We start from the raw sequence: 17436 nt of genomic DNA on the forward strand, positions 1-17436 counted from the left end.
CGTAAAATCAACCACACATGAAATGTGATTACTACTGCATACATCCTTGGTCTGAGAAAGTATTTTGGTCATAGAATTTCTAAGGAGTAAGAATATTAAAAGAAATCTTGAAACAGTGAATAATAAAACAACCAACTTATTAACATTAAAAGAAGAGGTCGTTATGAAACCATATATCGCTTCAAAATTAATATTCACACTATCTCTCATGGTTGTAGTACTTATTACAGGGTGTGATAATCCTTTTGAAAGCAATGAGCCGCAATCACCAAATAGCAGTAATACACAAATATTTATGAAGGTTGCAGAAAACAGTTCATCGGTAAATTCTTTTACCCCAAACTATAATGAAGAACACGCAATGGCGCTAGCCGGATCGCTTGGGAAGGATATGTATCCAATTAAAGTTGGACAGAAGATGAGTCTTGTTGAGAAAAACTTAGCTCTTCAAAAAGATAGTGCAACTGCAATAGGTACATTAACTCAAAAATATGAGGGCCGTTTGATAATACAAGGATCATTCAATCAGCCTACTATAGGAATTCGGCAGAAAGTTGATACAACAATTGTAAAAGACTTTTCAACAGTAATCACAAGAATTATCAAGTTTAAAAAAGTAGATGATACCGGAGATGATGAAAAGGATTGGAAAGTTGAAGCTGTATCACTTCCTAATGGCGGTAGTGAAGGTAATACTATTCAAATAGCTGGAATCAAATTGACATCTCAAAATGGAACTGAACATTATATTGATGATCCGAACACTTACTTCTTCAAAGCAGGTAAAGAAAAAGGTGGGGATGATGATGAGGATGACAATAATAACTTTGAAATTGGATTTGGAAATCATGGGCGTGATTGGAAAAATCTTTTAACATGGTATAAAAGGAATCAAGCCATAAAACTTACTGTAGAAGTTATAAGTAATTCATCTGAGCCCGATTTTTTAACTGTTACCTACGGAGCAGGCATGAATGGCAATCAAAAGAACAAAGAAAAATTCGATCTTGTTTCAACACAGCAAGAGGGTTCTTATTACCGCAAAGTGTATGAGAGGAAATGGAGTACAAGCTCACATGCGACAAGAATGCACGCTGTGATAAATGCCTTCCCAAGAAATGTAGTGTATGATACTGACACTGCAGTTGAAGTAAAAACCTGGGGAATACCTTATAGGGTGAAATAATTTATTCCAAATAATTCATTCACAAAATGAAAGACAAATAAATGCAAACAATAAATAAATATTCGATTAAACAGCTCTTTGTGGGCATATTAACTTCTGCAATAATATTCACAGCATGTTCCAATGATGATAATCCACTCGAATCCGGGCGAAGTAGCGCAAAAGTGGCAGGTCGCATTTCATCAAACAGTGGAATGACACCAGCTCTAAATAAATCGGGAAATGCTGAAACTACTTTCTCATCAATTCAGGGTGCGTCTGTTATACTTGCGCAAGTACAAGCGGATGGTTCACTAAAAACTGTTTCCACACAACAAGTGCAAACAGATGCCAATGGTAAATTTGTTCTTGAAACAAATCTTAGTGGCGCTGAAAATCTTATTATTGTTGCTACCCAGGGAGAGGCTGAATTAAAAGCAATTGTTTCTTCTAAAGTTCAAACAGGTAGTACCGTTTATTCTCCACCGCTAACAATTGAATCGACTGCAGAGAGCAATCTCTACATTAAATTAGTCGCTCAGGGAAAAGCCAATTCTATCGATGCGGCAGATCTAAAAGTCTTGATAAATGCACAAGGGGCTGCACATATCAAAGGTAACGCAAGTGCTGAAGCAGAGTTAATCAAAGCGCTGGAAGCGCAATCGCAGACTTATGTTAAAGCAGCGGGCAATTCCTATTTCGGATTAACCAGCAGTCAGATACAAGCAATGATGCATGCACGAGGTGAAGCAAAAGCAAAATTAGATGCAGCTTTATATAATTCTTCCGATTCTGAAGTAGAATACGAAAATATTGTAAACGATTATGAGGCTTACATCTTTGCAAACAGTACAGTAAATTCTACTGTTTACGCTGAACTAATAAGAATAGGTGCTACTACTTTTATTAATGCATCTGTTAATATGAATGCCAATGGTCGGCTAGCAGTGTTGCAGTCATATTACAAGCGGTATGCTTTTGTTCTTAGTGTTGCAATGAAACAGCAATTTCAAGCGGCCGGGGCATCAGATGCACAAGTAAATGCTGTTGTTTCAGCGGGTGCTGCATTATACAACTCGATAAAGACCTCAGCGAATTATGATCAAATGGTAAGCGCGTTTGTTCAGTACCGATTAGCTATTAAATCACAATTAAAACTTGTATTATCCGCTTATGCTACATCAATCGAAGCAATTGACACAAGTATAAATGGAACCGCATCAGCTAAAGCAATATTAAGCGCCTCAATTGTTGGATCGATTTCATTAGATATATTAATTAATGCTTATGTTACTTTCTTCAATTCTGTAAGGACGACGACTCAATTCGCACTTGTTGGCGCAACAACAACTCAAATAAATGCTGCTTCTCAGATTATGATTTTAGCTAACATGAACTAAATAATTGTTGGGAACCGGATATCCCGGTTCCATTCTTTAATAAGGAAAATTTCAACTATCAGCTTAGGAGAATAAAATAATGGTAAACTTATTTTACTCGATGAGGGGAAATCTTAGAAATTCAGTATTTCTTTTAATCGCTTCTTTGATACTTCTAAACCCATTGCAATTAAAAGCGGATGGAGAGATTCAAGTAACCGGCGTAGTACAAACAAAAACTGATTCCAGTCTTACGGTTAATTCACTAGAAATATTTGTGAATTCGATAACACTAATATCCAACAACGCGAACGCAAGCATTCCTTATGATAGTGTAAAAGTTGGTAGTCTGGTTATTATAAAAGTTAAATCGACATTATTAGGTCGGCTTGAAGCAACTGAGATTAAGTTGATTACAAAAAATATAAATATTGAATTAAGCGGAAAAATTACTGCGTTAACTTCAAATTCACTAACAATAAATGGGTTACAAATATTTGTTGACACTAGCACAATTCTTATTACTCAGTTCAATACGAAATTGAATTTTTCAGATATGAAAGTTGGAGATGATATTGTGGTAAAAGTAACCCAATCTGCTGAAGGGCAGTTAATCGCTGTTATAATAATTCTTAAACCGGAAAACAATCGCCAAGAAATTGAACTTGAAGGAAAAATTCAGTTGGTCAGCAGTAATTCAATAATGGTGCTTGATGTTGAGTTATTTGTTGACTCATCAACCATTATAGTTGCTCATAGGAGGGGAATTATTCACCTTGGCGATCTGAAGGTTGGTGATAAAGTCGAAGTGCGAGGATATTTACAACAGGATTCTTCTTATCTGGCAAAGTATATCAAAGTAGAAAGTGAAGAATATGAATCAAACGAACTGGAAATTGAAGGTACAATTAGCGCCTTAATGGCGAGCAGTTTCATTGTTAATGCTATAACATTTACTGTGGATTCTGCAACCGTAATTTTTGGACATTATGGTTCTTTATTTAGTTTTTCAGATTTAAAAGTAGGAATGGAAGTAAAAGTAAAGGCTATTTTGCAAAGCGATAGTAGCTATAAGGCCATTAAAATTATTTTAAACCAATATGAGTTTGAAAAGAGAATCGAAATAGCTGGCTTAATAGAAGAAATCAACACAGACAACTTTACTCTTGGAGGATATACGTTTAATATTGACGATCAGACCTTGATATACAACAATATGAAGCAGAGACTTTCTTTTGGGGACTTAAAAGTTGGAATGTTTGTTATGGTTGAAGCATACTTGCAAGGAACAACTTTTTTAGCATCTAAAATAAAAGTAAGAGAGAATACTAAAAAAGCAAATTATACCGGTGCAATTGAAACTATTACAGAAACTTCAATTACAGTGAACGGGTTGGTTTTTTCTACTGATCAAAACACTGAGTTTATCAATGCTAACAGAAATTCAATTACAATTAATGATTTAAAGATTGGTCAAATTGTAAAAATTAAAGCCGTTCATCAAAGTGGGGACCAGTATTTGGCGCTAAAGATTATTGTACAAAGATTTTGGCGACCTATAGTTAAAGCTGAAGGATCTATTGAAAGCCTAACAATAAATTCTCTTACAGTTATGGGGAAGAATTTTGCAGTTGATTCCTCGACACTCGTTATAGGGCATGGCACAGGTGTGATCACCTTTGCTAGTTTAACCTTAGGATTGAATGTCGAAGTAAAAGGATCAATGAATAATGATGGAATCCTGACAGCCAAACTTATTAAAATTTACCCGGCAGATCAATTTGAACTGTATGGCATGATTGATTCAATAACCGGAACAAGTTTTATCGTCACCGGAATTACAATTGCTGTAGACGCGAATACAGTTATTTTTGATGAATTTGATAACATAATTGTTTTTGATAGTCTCAAAATTAATCAATTTGTTGAGGTGAAATACATCAAGACTACAGCCGATGAAAACCTTGCCGTGAAAATTGAAATTGAAAAAGATCCAAAACATGTTCAATATAGCGGTGTTATTTCGGCAGCAAACAGTGCAACCATTCAGTTGTCAGTTCCTACATTTAAAATTACCAATAATACTATCTTTCTAAGTTCAGAATATGTTCCTATTCATTCCGCTTCAATTCAAACTGGTCAAAGTGTGATTGTTTGGGCAGAACAGAATGAAACTGGGGAATTGACTGCAGTTCAGGTACAACAAGTGTCTGCTGAATTAACCACAGTGCAAAATGAAAACAAAGAATCTTTACCGACAACTTATGAACTGAAACAGAACTACCCCAATCCTTTTAACCCATCAACAGAAATTTCATTTTCCATATCCAACACAGAAGAGGTGAGTTTAGAAGTCTATAATATGATTGGTCAGAAAGTAGCGGTCTTGATAAACGAAACTATGAACGCCGGTTCTCACAGCGTCAAATTTAACGCTTTTAATATGGCGTCTGGAGTTTATTTATATAAACTAACAGCCGGTAAGTTTGTCTCAATTAAAAAGATGATTTTACTCAAATAATCCTTTGCATACTCCTTAAGAGGGTAAGCCGTTTTGGCTTATCCTCTTTTTAAAAAATCTAATAATGGAAGGTAAAAATGAAGTCATTCTTTAATACAGTATTGATAATTTCTTTACTCTTAGCTCTTCCAATTACGCAGGCTCAAAGTAAAAAATTTGGTCTTGGAGTAATTATTGGTGAGCCAACCGGATTGAGTTCCAAATTGTGGTTATCCAATAATAATGCACTTGTGTTTGGAGTTGGCTGGTCTGTTGATGGTTATCGCATAAGTGGTTATGATTACAATAAAACAACATTAGTGCATATTCATGTAGATTATCTATGGCACTCTTTTGATGCAATAAAATCAAACAGAGAATTCCCCTTATTTTATGGAATTGGCGGGATAATAAACCGCGGCAGAGAATATAGAGGAAATTTTGGAATTCGTGGAGTATTAGGAATTGCGTGGATGCCTCGCTCCACGCCTCTCGATATTTTTATTGAAGTTGTTCCTACCCTACTATTAATTAATTCAACTAGTTTCGGAATTGATGCCGGTATTGGTGCGAGATATTATTTCTAACATATTCATGAAGTAAACCGATGAATAATTCTAAAAATTCATTATGAATAAAAAATGGAATATTACTTGGGCTATATTTTTGTTGCAGATAGTGTTAATCTCTTGCGGTAGCATCAAACTACATGATATAATAAATGGGGGATTCGAGATAAGTAACGAAGATGGGAGCCCAGCAGGTTGGTATGCCAACAATATGGTTGCGACGAAAACGGATGCTGAATTTCAAGTGGATAATTCAATTGCGCACACAGGAGAAAAATCAATCAAAATTTCTATTTCGGGAAACGCATCAAAGGAAAATAAAATTTATAATTGGATCAGATCAGTTGATGCCGAGAGTGGAATATATGAGTTGAACGGTTGGGTCAAAACAGAGGATGTTAAGAATTCTCCCTTCATAGAAGTGCAATGTTTTAATAAGAACAAAATGATTGGTTCAGTTACGACGGCGCGAAGCCATTCAATTACAGGAACAAAGACCTGGCAGCTGGTTAAATTAATGTTTACTGTTCCAAAAGGTAGTTCTAAGATATTAATAAGAGCAGGGATCTCAAGTGCAAGGAATAATGGCAGCAAAGTTTGGTTTGATGATTTTACCTTGAATAAAGTGAGATAAAGCTAGCTGACAAGTTTTTAAAAGCCGATAAGTAATTTTTATGCAGCAAAGTAGCTCGGCTAATTTTAAAAGTTATAAAGTTTTAAGTATCGGGCTTAAACAATAAATTGAAATAGGAAGCTTACTGGAAAAGTCCATATTCAGCACCTACTTTTAGTACGAAATCAGCGGGATTTTTTATTAGTCAGAAAACAAAAAAGCCCCAAAATTCATCATTTTAGGGCTTTTGAAGAGCTGGCGATGGGACTCGAACCCGCGACCTGCTGATTACAAGGCAGATATTCAGCTCTATAACTCATTATATTACAATAAGTTATAAAAGCTGTCATAGTTTTTGTCATAGTAGTTTTTAGGTTATGACGAATATTGACCGCTTAAAAAAGGAATACGTCAATAGGTAATTAAATTTCGGGAACAAGCTGATGTTGTTCGCAATTGACGTTAATATAAAAATCCCGAACTAATAAAATGTACACCTACATGCCTACAATATCTCAATGATCTCTAAAGAGCAGCGACCAGACAACTTAAGGGCTAACTTCAAAACAAAAGAGTTTTCCATAAACATGGAATATCCCAAATATTTTAGGCAAACGCATAACTTCCCATTCATGCCCGGAAGAATGCAATTAAGCTACCAGTCAATAATCGGGGCTTGTAATGCGTGGCCATTGGTTAGATTTTTTATGTTGTAGAACAATTCCCTTAAAGTGATTATTAAAATCAGATTTATTTTAGTGCATAATAAACTATCCCCGCAATTTCTTTGGTTAGGCCGGCACGAGCCACTTGTTTCTTTTTCTTTCTGAGTTTAGATTCTTGATATTTTTAATTATTGGATAAAACTGAAGAGCATGTACTGCTGCATCGGAGAATAAAAGTTTAAGATATTTGTTGCCATCTTTGGATGAGGATTTTTGTTTGCCGTGCTTATTAAGAGCGACATTTTTGTTCTTCGTCTAAGTTTTCTCAACAACCACTTTTTCAATCTCACTCTCATCCATTATCTCGATAGGATGTGAAGTATCCATCATTGTATAGGTGGCGCCAGAGGGCAAAAGAGTTAGCTTCGCTTTTGGAAGTGGTTTCTCAGAAAAATAATATAGAAGCGTTTGCTTACCATTTGAGACAATCTTTATAATACTTTCATTCGAATCATCTTTAAAACTCTTTGAGTAGCTTTTCTTCTCAAGCACTATACCGGCTGCGGCTAGCCGGAGGTTTGTTTCCCCATTTGTAATATTCTCTTGAACTGGTAAAAATTCTTTTGATTTAGGGTTTAGTATCCTCTCTGAAATTGATTGAGTTTTAATATCTTCAATCTGCCCAGCTGAAATCTTTTTTAATTGTGAACAATAATCAATTTGTTTTTGATATTTATCAATATTCGACTCAATAAATTCCTTCTTATTAATAGGCAAATTTTGGGGATTGAATACAAATGTAAAAATGTCCCGTTCAGTTATGTTTATCTGCTCTTTCAAGTTTTCCTTTCAAGCGTAATCATTTATTAGTATTTATTAACACCAAAATACAGTGTTTTGGAATATTTGTTTTACTTACTGTTTTCTAGCTTTTCAGATATTCCTTTTTTAAGCAACCTTATTAAATAGTCCAAATTCTGATAATACTTTTTGTAAAAATCTTCTCTAGTAAGATCTGACATATGAGTGTTAAAATACTCGTACAAGCCGCGGCTTACTCCACCATCTTTAAGGTCGTCTGCATAGTTTTTAAGAACCGACTCATAAACTATTGCTTCTTCGGCGTTAATCTTTCCTTTATAAAAATAAAAATCATTTAGACGAGTTATTGTTTGCTCAAGACTAGTATTTGTAATGTGTTCAACATCCATCTTTTCGTCTATTTTAATTTCGTTAGAAGAATGGAGCGAATCAAAATAATGAGCATGAAATTCTTTAATTCTTTTCACCAAGGCATTTAAGGGAATAGCGGGAAAATAATCAGTTTCATTTTTGATAAACTCAAAAAGGGATGAAACGATTTGATCATTTGATAGCCGAAATAATTCGTTTTGAAGTGATTCAATAAACTCAGGCTCCGGCGGTAATTGATTGACTATTACAGAAGAGTTTTCAACAACATGAATCACTCCAAAGTAGGGGGTTTTTGAATAACCTCTTTTTTCAATAGTATAATTAATACTTCTTAAAATCTTGCCAAAAAATGGATCTGCTTCTTTTAACTTCTTTGATATTTCTTGCTCTACTCTACTGCCAATTAGCTGCGAAAGGAAAAAATATGCTTCTTGTTCTGAATCTATTGGTTTATCCCAGTTTAACAAAGCGCGTTTTAAAGGTAATTCTGATTCACAGTTTCTTTTTATGAATAGAGGTGAAACTGCATCAAAAGCAATATCCTCTAAAGTTAATCCTTGGTTAGAAAATCGGGTGCAATCAGAAAGGTGATGAGAGCGTAAACAAATTGAGGCAATTTTTACGCAATAAACTACTAATTCTCTCAAAGGAGGAGAAGATAAATCGTCGTCTTTAATGGTCTTTAAAAGTAAACTGACTTTAATAGAAACCTCAAATAGAACTTTAAAAATATAAGAAAAAATTAGAAAAATTTTTACGAAAAGCTAAAGAATGGGAATAATCTTCATTTGGATTTTGAAGTGATTAAAATACATAGCTAAAAGAAAGGGGTTACTATGAAACAAAAAGTAATACTAACATTGATCGGTGCACTTCTTCTGAGAATATCTGTTATTGCACAGTTGAACTATACGGAAGATTTCAATTCATTAAACAATTGGACGTTATATGGGAGTCCATTACCACAACATTTTTCTAGCATGAAAGGCAAAACAGGTGTGTTCGATAATAACGGCGACTCAAATAATAATAGCGGCGGAGTATCAAAGCAAACATTTGATTTGAGTAAAGGATTTACACTTGAAAGTGAAGTGTATCTGGACTTTACAAATACAGCAGGGTGTTGGGCTGGAGCGGCAATCGGAATTTCTGACCCAACATATCAATCATGGGGCGGATATAATCCTTGGATTAACTATTCTTTGACTGCAAATGGAGACGCATGTTGGGGGTCTGATCCATCAACAAGACCAAGAACACGTATATATATTAATTATAAAACGGGTTCAACCGATTCTGATTGGGCAAATTTTGGAGGAGATTCGAGCCCAATCTATGCGGATCAATATGCAAATGGCTGGCATGTGTTAAAGATAGTTGTTGACCAGAACAGAATACCATCATTTTACATTGATAATAATTTAGTGGCTCAGGGCACAACACCCATCTATGCGGCAGTGTTGAATTCAGCGAGGTCGATATGGTTAGGAGATAGATCATCTGGCAGTGCAGGTAAAGCTTATCATAACTATGTGAACTTATCATTAACCGCCCCAACAACAACGCAATATACTGTTGTTACATCTTCTAACCCGAGTACAGGCGGGATAACAACTGGGCACGGTAATTATAATTCTGGTTCAACAGTAACTGTAACTGCTACAGCCAACAGCGGGTATACATTTACAAACTGGACTGAAAATGGTACAACTGTTTCAAGCAACATAAGCTATTCATTTACAATTAATTCGAACAGAACTTTGGTTGCGAATTTTCAACAGCAATCATCATCGAATCCAAGTCTAAAGCCAATTGCATCTTCAACTACTGTTGCAAAAGGATCTGAATTTTGGGTTGAAGTTAAAGCTGGGGACCCTAATTCTGTGACAAATTTATTTGGTGTATCATTCAAATTGACTAGTAGCAATTCCAATTGTACTTATGTAGATGGCAGTGCCGAGAATGGAGGTTTTCTTGGTACAGGCTCTTCTGTATTATTTTTTCCGCAAAGAGTAAATGATCAAACGGTTGATATTGGATTATCTAAAATTTCGGGTTCTGGCGTTAATGGTTCCGGCCTAATTGCAAGAGCAAAGTTTAACACATCATCTAATATTACAAGTGGACAGACAATTACTTTTTCACTTTCTGATATTTCTGCAACAAATGCTACAGGACAGACAATTACCTTTTCTCCTTTTAGCTTAACGATTACTGTGAGTAGCACAATTGATGTATGGCCGGGAGACTGCAATAATGACAAAGCAGTTAATTCAAGTGACATTATGCGGATTGGATTATATTATGGACAAACTAAACCAGGAACGAATAATGCAGGAAGTGCATGGCAAGCTTATGCACGCGAGCCTTGGTCAACAGATGGAACTACACCAACTAGAGTTTATGCAGATGCAAATGGAGATGGTGCAATCAATTCAGCCGATATTATACCTGTAGGATTAAATTATGCAAAAGTACATAGTAGTGTAATCAAAAATAATTATGAGGAAGAAACTTTACTTTTAAAGACCTCAGCTGGAGCAACAGTAAAACCTATCGTGCCTATCAGTGTAAAAAGAAATACTCCGTTTCAGGTTGAAGTAAAAATTGGTGATCCAACCCCGATTCAGAATCTTTTTGGAATTTCCCTAAAACTACAGAGTAATAAATCTACATGTACTTATGTTGATGGAAGTGCATTAAATGGAGGATTTCTCGGAACCGGTTCGTCTATACTATTTTTCTCTCAAAAAGTAAATGATCAAACAGTTGATATTGGATTATCGAAAACCTCTGGCTTAGGTATTAATGGTGCGGGTATAATTGCCAGTGCGCAATTTAACTCTGACTTGGATCAAGCAATAACATTTTCATTAGTAGATGTTGTCGCTATAGATCAAAATGGAAACTCAATACAACTAGATGTTCAGCAGACAGAAATTACTGTAGATGTTCCGAATCTGAATTCACTCCCTGTCGAATATACCCTATATCAAAACTTTCCCAATCCTTTCAACCCAACTACTTTAATTTCCTATTCAATTCCGGTTGCTGGTAATGTATCGTTAAAGGTATATGATTTATTAGGCAACGAGGTTTCGGATTTAGTAAATGAATATAAAAATGCTGGAAATTATGAGATTAGATTTAATGGATCACAACTTTCCAGCGGCGTTTATTTTTATAAACTATGTAGCGGTAATTTTTCTAACACCAAGAAATTCATATTGATGAAGTAATTGAGGGCGATACTTTATCAATCACTCCACAGAGCCGCAGAAATGCGGCTTTGTTATATACGCTAAGTCGGAAATCCATTTGACATTGCGGACATAAAAACGTACGTTTGTAGCAAACAAAATAGGTTGTTATGAGAACAGTTAATTCAACTTCAGCAAGAAACAATATTTATAGTTTAATAGATAAAACCAACGAAACCAGTGAACCTATAATTATAACCGGAAAAAGGGGCAATGCGGTTTTAGTGGCTGAGGATGACTGGCGTGCTATACAAGAAACGCTCTATTTATTATCAATTCCCAATATGAGGGAATCAATAATTGATGGAATGAAAGAACCGTTAAAAAAATGTTCCGATAAAATTGTATGGTAAAGTGGAAAGTTGTTTTCACTAAGCAAGCATTATTGGATGCAAAAAAAATAAATTCAGCAGGCTTAAGACCTAAAACCGAAAAGTTATTTACAATCTTAGAAAAAAATCCTTTTCAAAATCCGCCTCCATACGAAAAACTCGTTGGTGACTTATCCGGTGCATATTCTCGCAGAATAAACATCCGTCATCGTTTAATTTATCAAGTCTATAAAGAACAAAATGCTGTAAAGGTAATACGGTTGTGGACACATTATGAATAAAAAGCATTCCACTCATAAAATTTATGCCTTACTTCTTTCGTGGGATAAACTCTTTCCCATTCCAGTAAAGAATTTGTGATTTTATTAAATCCATGTATTCTTTGGTATCTGTATATGGTGGGTTAAGTATTTTCTTTCTTACAAGTTCATCCCTCATAACAACAAAATTGTCATCAGGAACGACATTAATGTCTTTCAGATTAAAACTGAGTGTATAGTTCAATCCTCTTCCATCCCATTTTTTTTCTTCAACTGAACTAAAGTAAATCTTCTTATCACTTTGCTTAACAGCTAGTTCAAGCGGTAGAATTGATCCCCTTCTATTCCCTGAATAAATTGAAAAATCTGTCTGAGGAACAAGTATATATGCTTTGAATTTTGCTATCGAGATACCAGTTAATGAGTAATTTTTAGAAGTTGGTCCTTGTCCTTTGGCGTCATCAATTCCAATAACGGCAATACCAGAACGTTTCATCCCGTTATTATTAAAAGTGTAAATAAGTTCCTGCTTCCCAGTGCTGTCAATATCACGAATAATACCAAGATGGATATGCCCGGAATTCCATAAAGTATTTCCTACTCGTTTACCGGTTAGTAAATCCAAAGTGAATATCGCAGAAGCAAAACTTGGTCCATGGCGCACAGATAAATAAAGAACTTTGCTATTGTTTTTTTTCACGATATCAATGATAAATGGATATCCATAATCCGTGTTTAGTGTATCTCTCTGCGATGACACATCATCATTGAAAATGTATTTCCATATTAAATCACCTTTTTTGTTATAGCAGCTTATTCCGTCATTTCCCCTAGCCAATTCACCTTTAAAATTTTCTCCTGTAATCAACACTTCATTAGTCCCATCGTCATTTATATCTGTTACCTTCGCCAAAATTTCAAGGTTAGTGGAAGAAGTAACTAGAGAGCTAAATGCCATCGAGGGTTTCTTCCAGAGAACCATGCCCTTTTTATTCTTAATAATATAATGCTCTCCTGCTATTTCTACTAAGTAGGGGTTATCATCATATTCTCTTACATAAACAAAAGCGAAGCCTACAAATAAGAGTATAATTAAAAGTGAAGAGATCCAATTTTTTCTAATTCTTTTTGCTGTACGGACAATTTTATTTTGCTTTCTAATTTCCACTAAATCTCTGCGGTTTAGCAATTCTTCCATATCCGCTACCGCGACTAATTTAAGTTTTCTTTGGGGATACAGTAGTTTTAACTCCCGTAATTTATCTCTAGCAAATTGTTCATCATCTTTGGGTATAATTAGTGTATCAAATTCAGAATAGAACACAATTTCAACTTTTTTCGCTATTGCCTCTTTCCCCACAGATTTTACAATACCGTTCTGATCAACACCGCCGGTGCTCGCAACTTTACATTTTATATTTGTTATATAGGGTAGATTATAGTTCTGAGATAATTGATTTATAATGCCAATTGTAAGCGCGACGCCTAAAGAGTTTCCTTCATAATTAGCAGAAAGATTATCAAAATAAATTAGTACCTCATGGAACCCATTAAACGTCTTTTTATGCTTTGAAAAATAATTTAAGGCAAACTCAAAGCTGATCTTGGCTTGGGAAAATAATCTCTCTTCAATAATCTTTGCAGAGGGTACAAATAAGAAGCGATTTTGGTTATTTGTCTTGTGAATTTTAATATTCACCGATTCAATCGTTCCAAAAGAGGAATATGCATTTGAACCGCCAAGGGCTTCCAACAGCGGGAACATAAAACCAGTTGAACTATTCATTGCGGCATTACCCTCAAGAATAGAATCCAGCTTCTGTAATTTTAAATTTGTTGACTGAATTAATTTTTCAATGATGTCAATGTAGTAATCGAGAGTCGTAACATTAATCAAATTATTTAGCTGAATTAGTAATTTATGACTGAATGCCGGAGCCGAATAGAAGGGGGTATAATTGAAAACTTCGGCGATGTATTCCTCAATAAAATCGCATGTGTAAGCTTCAATTACTTGCTGATCTTCAGTTGAAAAAACGGAATCATAGAATTCAATAATGCGGAATAGCTTTGTTCTTCCGAAAAGATAAGGCAATTCTCTTAAGAGATCATTCTTTAGCTTTTCTACATGTTGAAAATTGGAAATCGGCATTAATACCCCAAATTCTATCTCTAAAATACAAAGAGAAAATTATAATGAAAATATTCTGGGGCGGTTCATAATTATTTTTTTGATTTCGACATGAGCCAATATTTTTAGCGTATTTAAGGTTTCGACATTAGGTGTTAATAAATGTCATTTTATGATATCAGTTCGAGTCTCATACAATGAACACTGACAATTAATGGTCAATCAAGAACTTCCAATCACTTCAAATTAATAACAATTCTTGAAGCCTCACCAATTTCATATAATCTTCTATTAGTTGGTTCGAATTAAGTCCCGCAGGGAGCACTTAAAAAAGGGAATCCCGCGCAAAGCGGGATTTTCTTTTTAATGAATACTTTATTTTTGGAATGAAACAAGTTCACCTGCCCCGCAATCGTTTTACTGGGAGAACTTTAGCACCTATTATTCTATATGAAGAACTTTTAGATGTCTATTTTCATCAACAGTTAATATTTCGCTTTGTTGCTCATATAAATTATCACGATCAGGTTTGCGGATTCGATAACAATAAGGGGGTACCAATTTTGCAAGTTATTATCAAAGGAAATTACGGTTAGATGTCCTAAGCTTTAGCATATCAAACCGAAAATAACTGTTTATCTTTAATTAGCATTGAGAATCAACAAATTCTCCCTTATTTTCAACTCAAAAAATATAAGCCTTTGAGTTCAAGAGTTGAGAATTATTTAGTCCCGCTTCTTCGATCAGCGCTTAGCGGAAATATTAATAAATTCGAAATCAATCATTTAGTAAAAATAGCCCATCAATTTGCTATCTCAAGATTATCCCAGTTAATCAGCTCCCGGAAAATTTCTTTCGCTATTCAACCCCATACCATAAGTTCAATTGCGCTCGACTGCATCGCTGAAATTTTTGAGCGAGATGAGAATAATAATTTTATAGAACTGATAAACTATTTTGATGGGGACAGATCTGTTGACGGTAATTCCGATGAACAAATAATGATTCATTTCAGAATGTTAGTATTCTCAAAACTCAAAGATGGCATTTTCCGCATATACAGAGAATATGATCCGGTAACAAGCAAAATTTTGCGAAATATTAAGTTGATTGCTAAATCGAATGAACAGATAATATTTCTTGAAAGATTTGGGGATACTTTTTTAAGTATGAGCAATATTGAGCTTGATGAACATCTTCCCGAATTTCCCTCTGAGGAGCTTGAATCAATATTAATAAGCCGGGTTCATAAAAAAGAAAATATAAAAAAACTATTGATTGAGTTATTGCAAATATTAGCTGAATCCGATAGATACCGTAAATTTTATTCGTTAATAGATATTGCACTTTTACTTAAAGACCTGTTCTTAAAACTTGAGCTGCCGGTCACTTCTTACTATAATTATGATAATTCTTTAATGAATACAGATATTAAAACAATCGTTGAAAGAAGTATTCTCGAAATTAGAAATGAGTTGGAGTATAAGTATTTCACAAAAAATAAGATTGAAAAGGAATTGTTTGATAGTTTTATTGAAGCAATAATTGAAATGCTTAATGATACATATATTCTCAATGATGGAATTGAAATTTCCCATTATGATTATCTCAAAAAACTAAATCCCGCTTATTCTTACGAAGAATACAGAAATAAACACCGAATAAAGTTTGAGTATATGGTAAAGCTATCAAAAAAAATAGTAGTTAATAATCTTAAAAATGAATTTGATTAGTGCAAATAATAATAACAATTCTGCACTCGCTAAAAGGTGAAAGGAAATCCTTGTATAATGAAACACTTCGATGAAAATATTATTGAGCTCTTGATTCATGGGGATAAGAAAATTCTGAAGCGGAAGGAAGAAATTGAGAATCATATATCCGAATGTTTTAGCTGCAGGGAGTTATACAATCAAATCACTCAATTCTATGCTACAGTGGAAAAGGGGGAAAACATAAATGATAGGGATCAGAAATTAATAGAGTCAAAATCTCTTGTAATTAACCCGGTTGCAGTAAATAAAGATTCTATTCTATCCCCAATTCCCAAAACAATAATCTCAAGAACCTATTATTTTATTAGAACAGAACCGGTAAAAGCCACGGTTTCTCTTGCCGCTGCTATTGCAATATTTTTAATGGGACTAAATTTTAACTCTATTTTTCAAAATAATAATCCGGCAGTTTCGGTTCTCAACGATAGCTTAAAAACATTACGGGTTTATAATAATTCATCAAATGAGCTTTACTCAATTCCCTATTATTCACCCTTTATTGTTAGTGAAAATGAAATACTTTATAATATAAATACCCATATACTTTCGGATTTGGATAATGACAAAATAAATGAACTGATCTCAATTGTACAAACAAGCAAGAAGGAGCCGAAGAATTATAATGAGGTGAAAATCTACAATAATAAGGGAGAGGTAATTAACAGCGCAACAATTGGAGGTGAGGTAGAATATTTTGGAAGAAAATTGGGATCCTACTTTGTAGCATTTTCACTTGTTGTAGCAGATTTTGACAAGGATGGATTTAAAGAAATTTATGTGGGGGGACACAGTTATAACTCCCCCTACGTATTAACAAAGTTTGATCATCAACTCAATAAAATAGGTGAATACTGGCATCATGGTCATTTATGGGGGATGAATTATTTACAACTGGGGAGCGAAGAGGGGATTGTACTTTTGGGATTAAATGATGTTAATGATGATAAAGCTTTTCCGGTTGCTGTATTTTTAGACCCTAATAAGATCATGGGGAAATTGCAGTCAGCCAATACGCCAGTATTTAAGGACCTTCCACTTTTAAATGAAACACATTACAAGAAATTTGCTCGAACCTGGATTTCCGATTCAATTAAGCATAAACCCAGAATTAATACTTTACTGGAAGTTACAAACGATTCAACGTTTAAGGTACAATATGGATTTTCTTCAATTACCTATACTAATCTGTATTCCAGCTTAATTTTAACACTTAACAAAAATTTCGAAGTAGTTGATATTCTCCAGCCGGATGGTTTTAAAAGAAAGTGGGGAAAACTTGATGGGCAGTCTTTTTGAGGTAGCTACCCAATCATCTTCCAACTCATAGTTCGCTTAATCTTTTCGCTCCTCTAATTAAAAGAAAAAATCTTCCTATTAAATTCTGCAACAAATCATGATTGAAAGGATTAGTTACTAATATCATGGATTAAAATGATTAAAACCATTCATGTCGTGTTTTTTCTCGTTATTGTTTCACTTTAAAAAGGAAGATTATCCACCTGCCTTTTTGTTAGAATAATGTGCAATCGAAAAGACAGCTTGTCGTTATTTACTAAAGTATAAGAATTGTAACTATATAAAGTTATTAAGTTT

Annotated in this window: 13 protein-coding genes; 10 read left to right on the top strand and 3 right to left on the bottom strand. The window is 34.4% G+C overall.

The window, feature by feature from the left end; translation table 11 throughout:
• Positions 1-163 precede the first annotated feature (163 nt).
• From KF816_02085 to KF816_02105, 5 genes are all read left to right on the top strand, one after another.
• The gene (locus tag KF816_02085; GenBank protein ID MBX3006794.1) at positions 164-1186 is read left to right on the top strand and encodes a hypothetical protein; all 1023 of its coding nucleotides are present in this window, start codon (positions 164-166) and stop codon (positions 1184-1186) included.
• Between the two features lie 41 nt (positions 1187-1227).
• Positions 1228-2565 carry a hypothetical protein gene (locus KF816_02090; GenBank protein ID MBX3006795.1) on the top strand — a complete coding sequence of 446 codons (1338 nt, stop codon included), beginning with the start codon at positions 1228-1230 and terminating at the stop codon, positions 2563-2565.
• A gap of 79 nt (positions 2566-2644) precedes the next feature.
• On the top strand, positions 2645-5065 hold the full coding sequence (locus tag KF816_02095; protein ID MBX3006796.1) for a T9SS type A sorting domain-containing protein: 2421 nt from the start codon (positions 2645-2647) through the stop codon (positions 5063-5065).
• Between the two features lie 77 nt (positions 5066-5142).
• Positions 5143-5631: a hypothetical protein gene (locus tag KF816_02100; GenBank protein MBX3006797.1), complete on the top strand. Its 489-nt coding sequence runs from the start codon at positions 5143-5145 to the stop codon at positions 5629-5631.
• Positions 5632-5674: 43 nt separating this feature from the next.
• Positions 5675-6247, top strand: coding sequence for a hypothetical protein (locus KF816_02105; GenBank protein MBX3006798.1), 573 nt, complete (start codon positions 5675-5677; stop codon positions 6245-6247).
• Between the two features lie 959 nt (positions 6248-7206).
• On the opposite strand, the gene KF816_02110 is transcribed toward KF816_02105, so the two are convergent.
• Together KF816_02110 and KF816_02115 are read right to left on the bottom strand one after the other, a co-directional pair.
• Complete coding sequence (locus tag KF816_02110) at positions 7207-7731, bottom strand: hypothetical protein (protein MBX3006799.1); 525 nt, start codon at positions 7729-7731, stop codon at positions 7207-7209.
• Positions 7732-7802: 71 nt separating this feature from the next.
• Entirely contained in the window at positions 7803-8732 is a 930-nt protein-coding gene (locus KF816_02115) for a hypothetical protein (GenBank protein ID MBX3006800.1), read from the bottom strand.
• Positions 8733-8921: 189 nt separating this feature from the next.
• Between KF816_02115 and KF816_02120 the strand changes: the two genes are divergently transcribed.
• From KF816_02120 to KF816_02130, 3 genes are all read left to right on the top strand, one after another.
• Positions 8922-11324: a T9SS type A sorting domain-containing protein gene (locus KF816_02120; protein MBX3006801.1), complete on the top strand. Its 2403-nt coding sequence runs from the start codon at positions 8922-8924 to the stop codon at positions 11322-11324.
• 131 nt (positions 11325-11455) lie between these two features.
• Positions 11456-11698: a type II toxin-antitoxin system Phd/YefM family antitoxin gene (locus KF816_02125; GenBank protein MBX3006802.1), complete on the top strand. Its 243-nt coding sequence runs from the start codon at positions 11456-11458 to the stop codon at positions 11696-11698.
• Complete coding sequence (locus KF816_02130; GenBank protein ID MBX3006803.1) at positions 11692-11958, top strand: Txe/YoeB family addiction module toxin; 267 nt, start codon at positions 11692-11694, stop codon at positions 11956-11958. The genes KF816_02125 and KF816_02130 overlap by 7 nt, the downstream gene beginning before the upstream one ends.
• A 28-nt stretch (positions 11959-11986) precedes the next feature.
• Here KF816_02130 and KF816_02135 read toward each other — a convergent pair whose 3' ends face one another.
• Positions 11987-14089 carry a hypothetical protein gene (locus tag KF816_02135; GenBank protein MBX3006804.1) on the bottom strand — a complete coding sequence of 701 codons (2103 nt, stop codon included), beginning with the start codon at positions 14087-14089 and terminating at the stop codon, positions 11987-11989.
• Positions 14090-14769: 680 nt separating this feature from the next.
• Between KF816_02135 and KF816_02140 the strand changes: the two genes are divergently transcribed.
• Both KF816_02140 and KF816_02145 read left to right on the top strand, forming a co-directional pair.
• A complete protein-coding gene (locus KF816_02140; protein MBX3006805.1) occupies positions 14770-15801 on the top strand; it encodes a hypothetical protein in 1032 nt (343 codons plus the stop codon).
• Positions 15802-15858: 57 nt separating this feature from the next.
• The gene (locus tag KF816_02145; GenBank protein ID MBX3006806.1) at positions 15859-17139 is read left to right on the top strand and encodes a VCBS repeat-containing protein; all 1281 of its coding nucleotides are present in this window, start codon (positions 15859-15861) and stop codon (positions 17137-17139) included.
• Positions 17140-17436: the final 297 nt, after the last annotated feature.

Source organism: Melioribacteraceae bacterium (assembly GCA_019638015.1).
GTDB lineage: Bacteria > Bacteroidota > Ignavibacteria > Ignavibacteriales > Melioribacteraceae > JAHBUP01.

Excerpts from the sequence above, each read along its gene's own strand:
- KF816_02120 (MBX3006801.1), top strand. The coding sequence starts at position 8,922 with ATGAAACAAAAAGTAATACTAACATTGATCGGTGCACTTCTTCTGAGA.
- KF816_02135 (MBX3006804.1), bottom strand. The coding sequence starts at position 14,089 with ATGCCGATTTCCAATTTTCAACATGTAGAAAAGCTAAAGAATGATCTC.
- KF816_02125 (MBX3006802.1), top strand. The coding sequence starts at position 11,456 with ATGAGAACAGTTAATTCAACTTCAGCAAGAAACAATATTTATAGTTTA.
- KF816_02130 (MBX3006803.1), top strand. The coding sequence starts at position 11,692 with ATGGTAAAGTGGAAAGTTGTTTTCACTAAGCAAGCATTATTGGATGCA.
- KF816_02095 (MBX3006796.1), top strand. The coding sequence starts at position 2,645 with ATGGTAAACTTATTTTACTCGATGAGGGGAAATCTTAGAAATTCAGTA.
- KF816_02100 (MBX3006797.1), top strand. The coding sequence starts at position 5,143 with ATGAAGTCATTCTTTAATACAGTATTGATAATTTCTTTACTCTTAGCT.
- KF816_02085 (MBX3006794.1), top strand. The coding sequence starts at position 164 with ATGAAACCATATATCGCTTCAAAATTAATATTCACACTATCTCTCATG.
- KF816_02105 (MBX3006798.1), top strand. The coding sequence starts at position 5,675 with ATGAATAAAAAATGGAATATTACTTGGGCTATATTTTTGTTGCAGATA.
- KF816_02090 (MBX3006795.1), top strand. The coding sequence starts at position 1,228 with ATGCAAACAATAAATAAATATTCGATTAAACAGCTCTTTGTGGGCATA.
- KF816_02145 (MBX3006806.1), top strand. The coding sequence starts at position 15,859 with ATGAAACACTTCGATGAAAATATTATTGAGCTCTTGATTCATGGGGAT.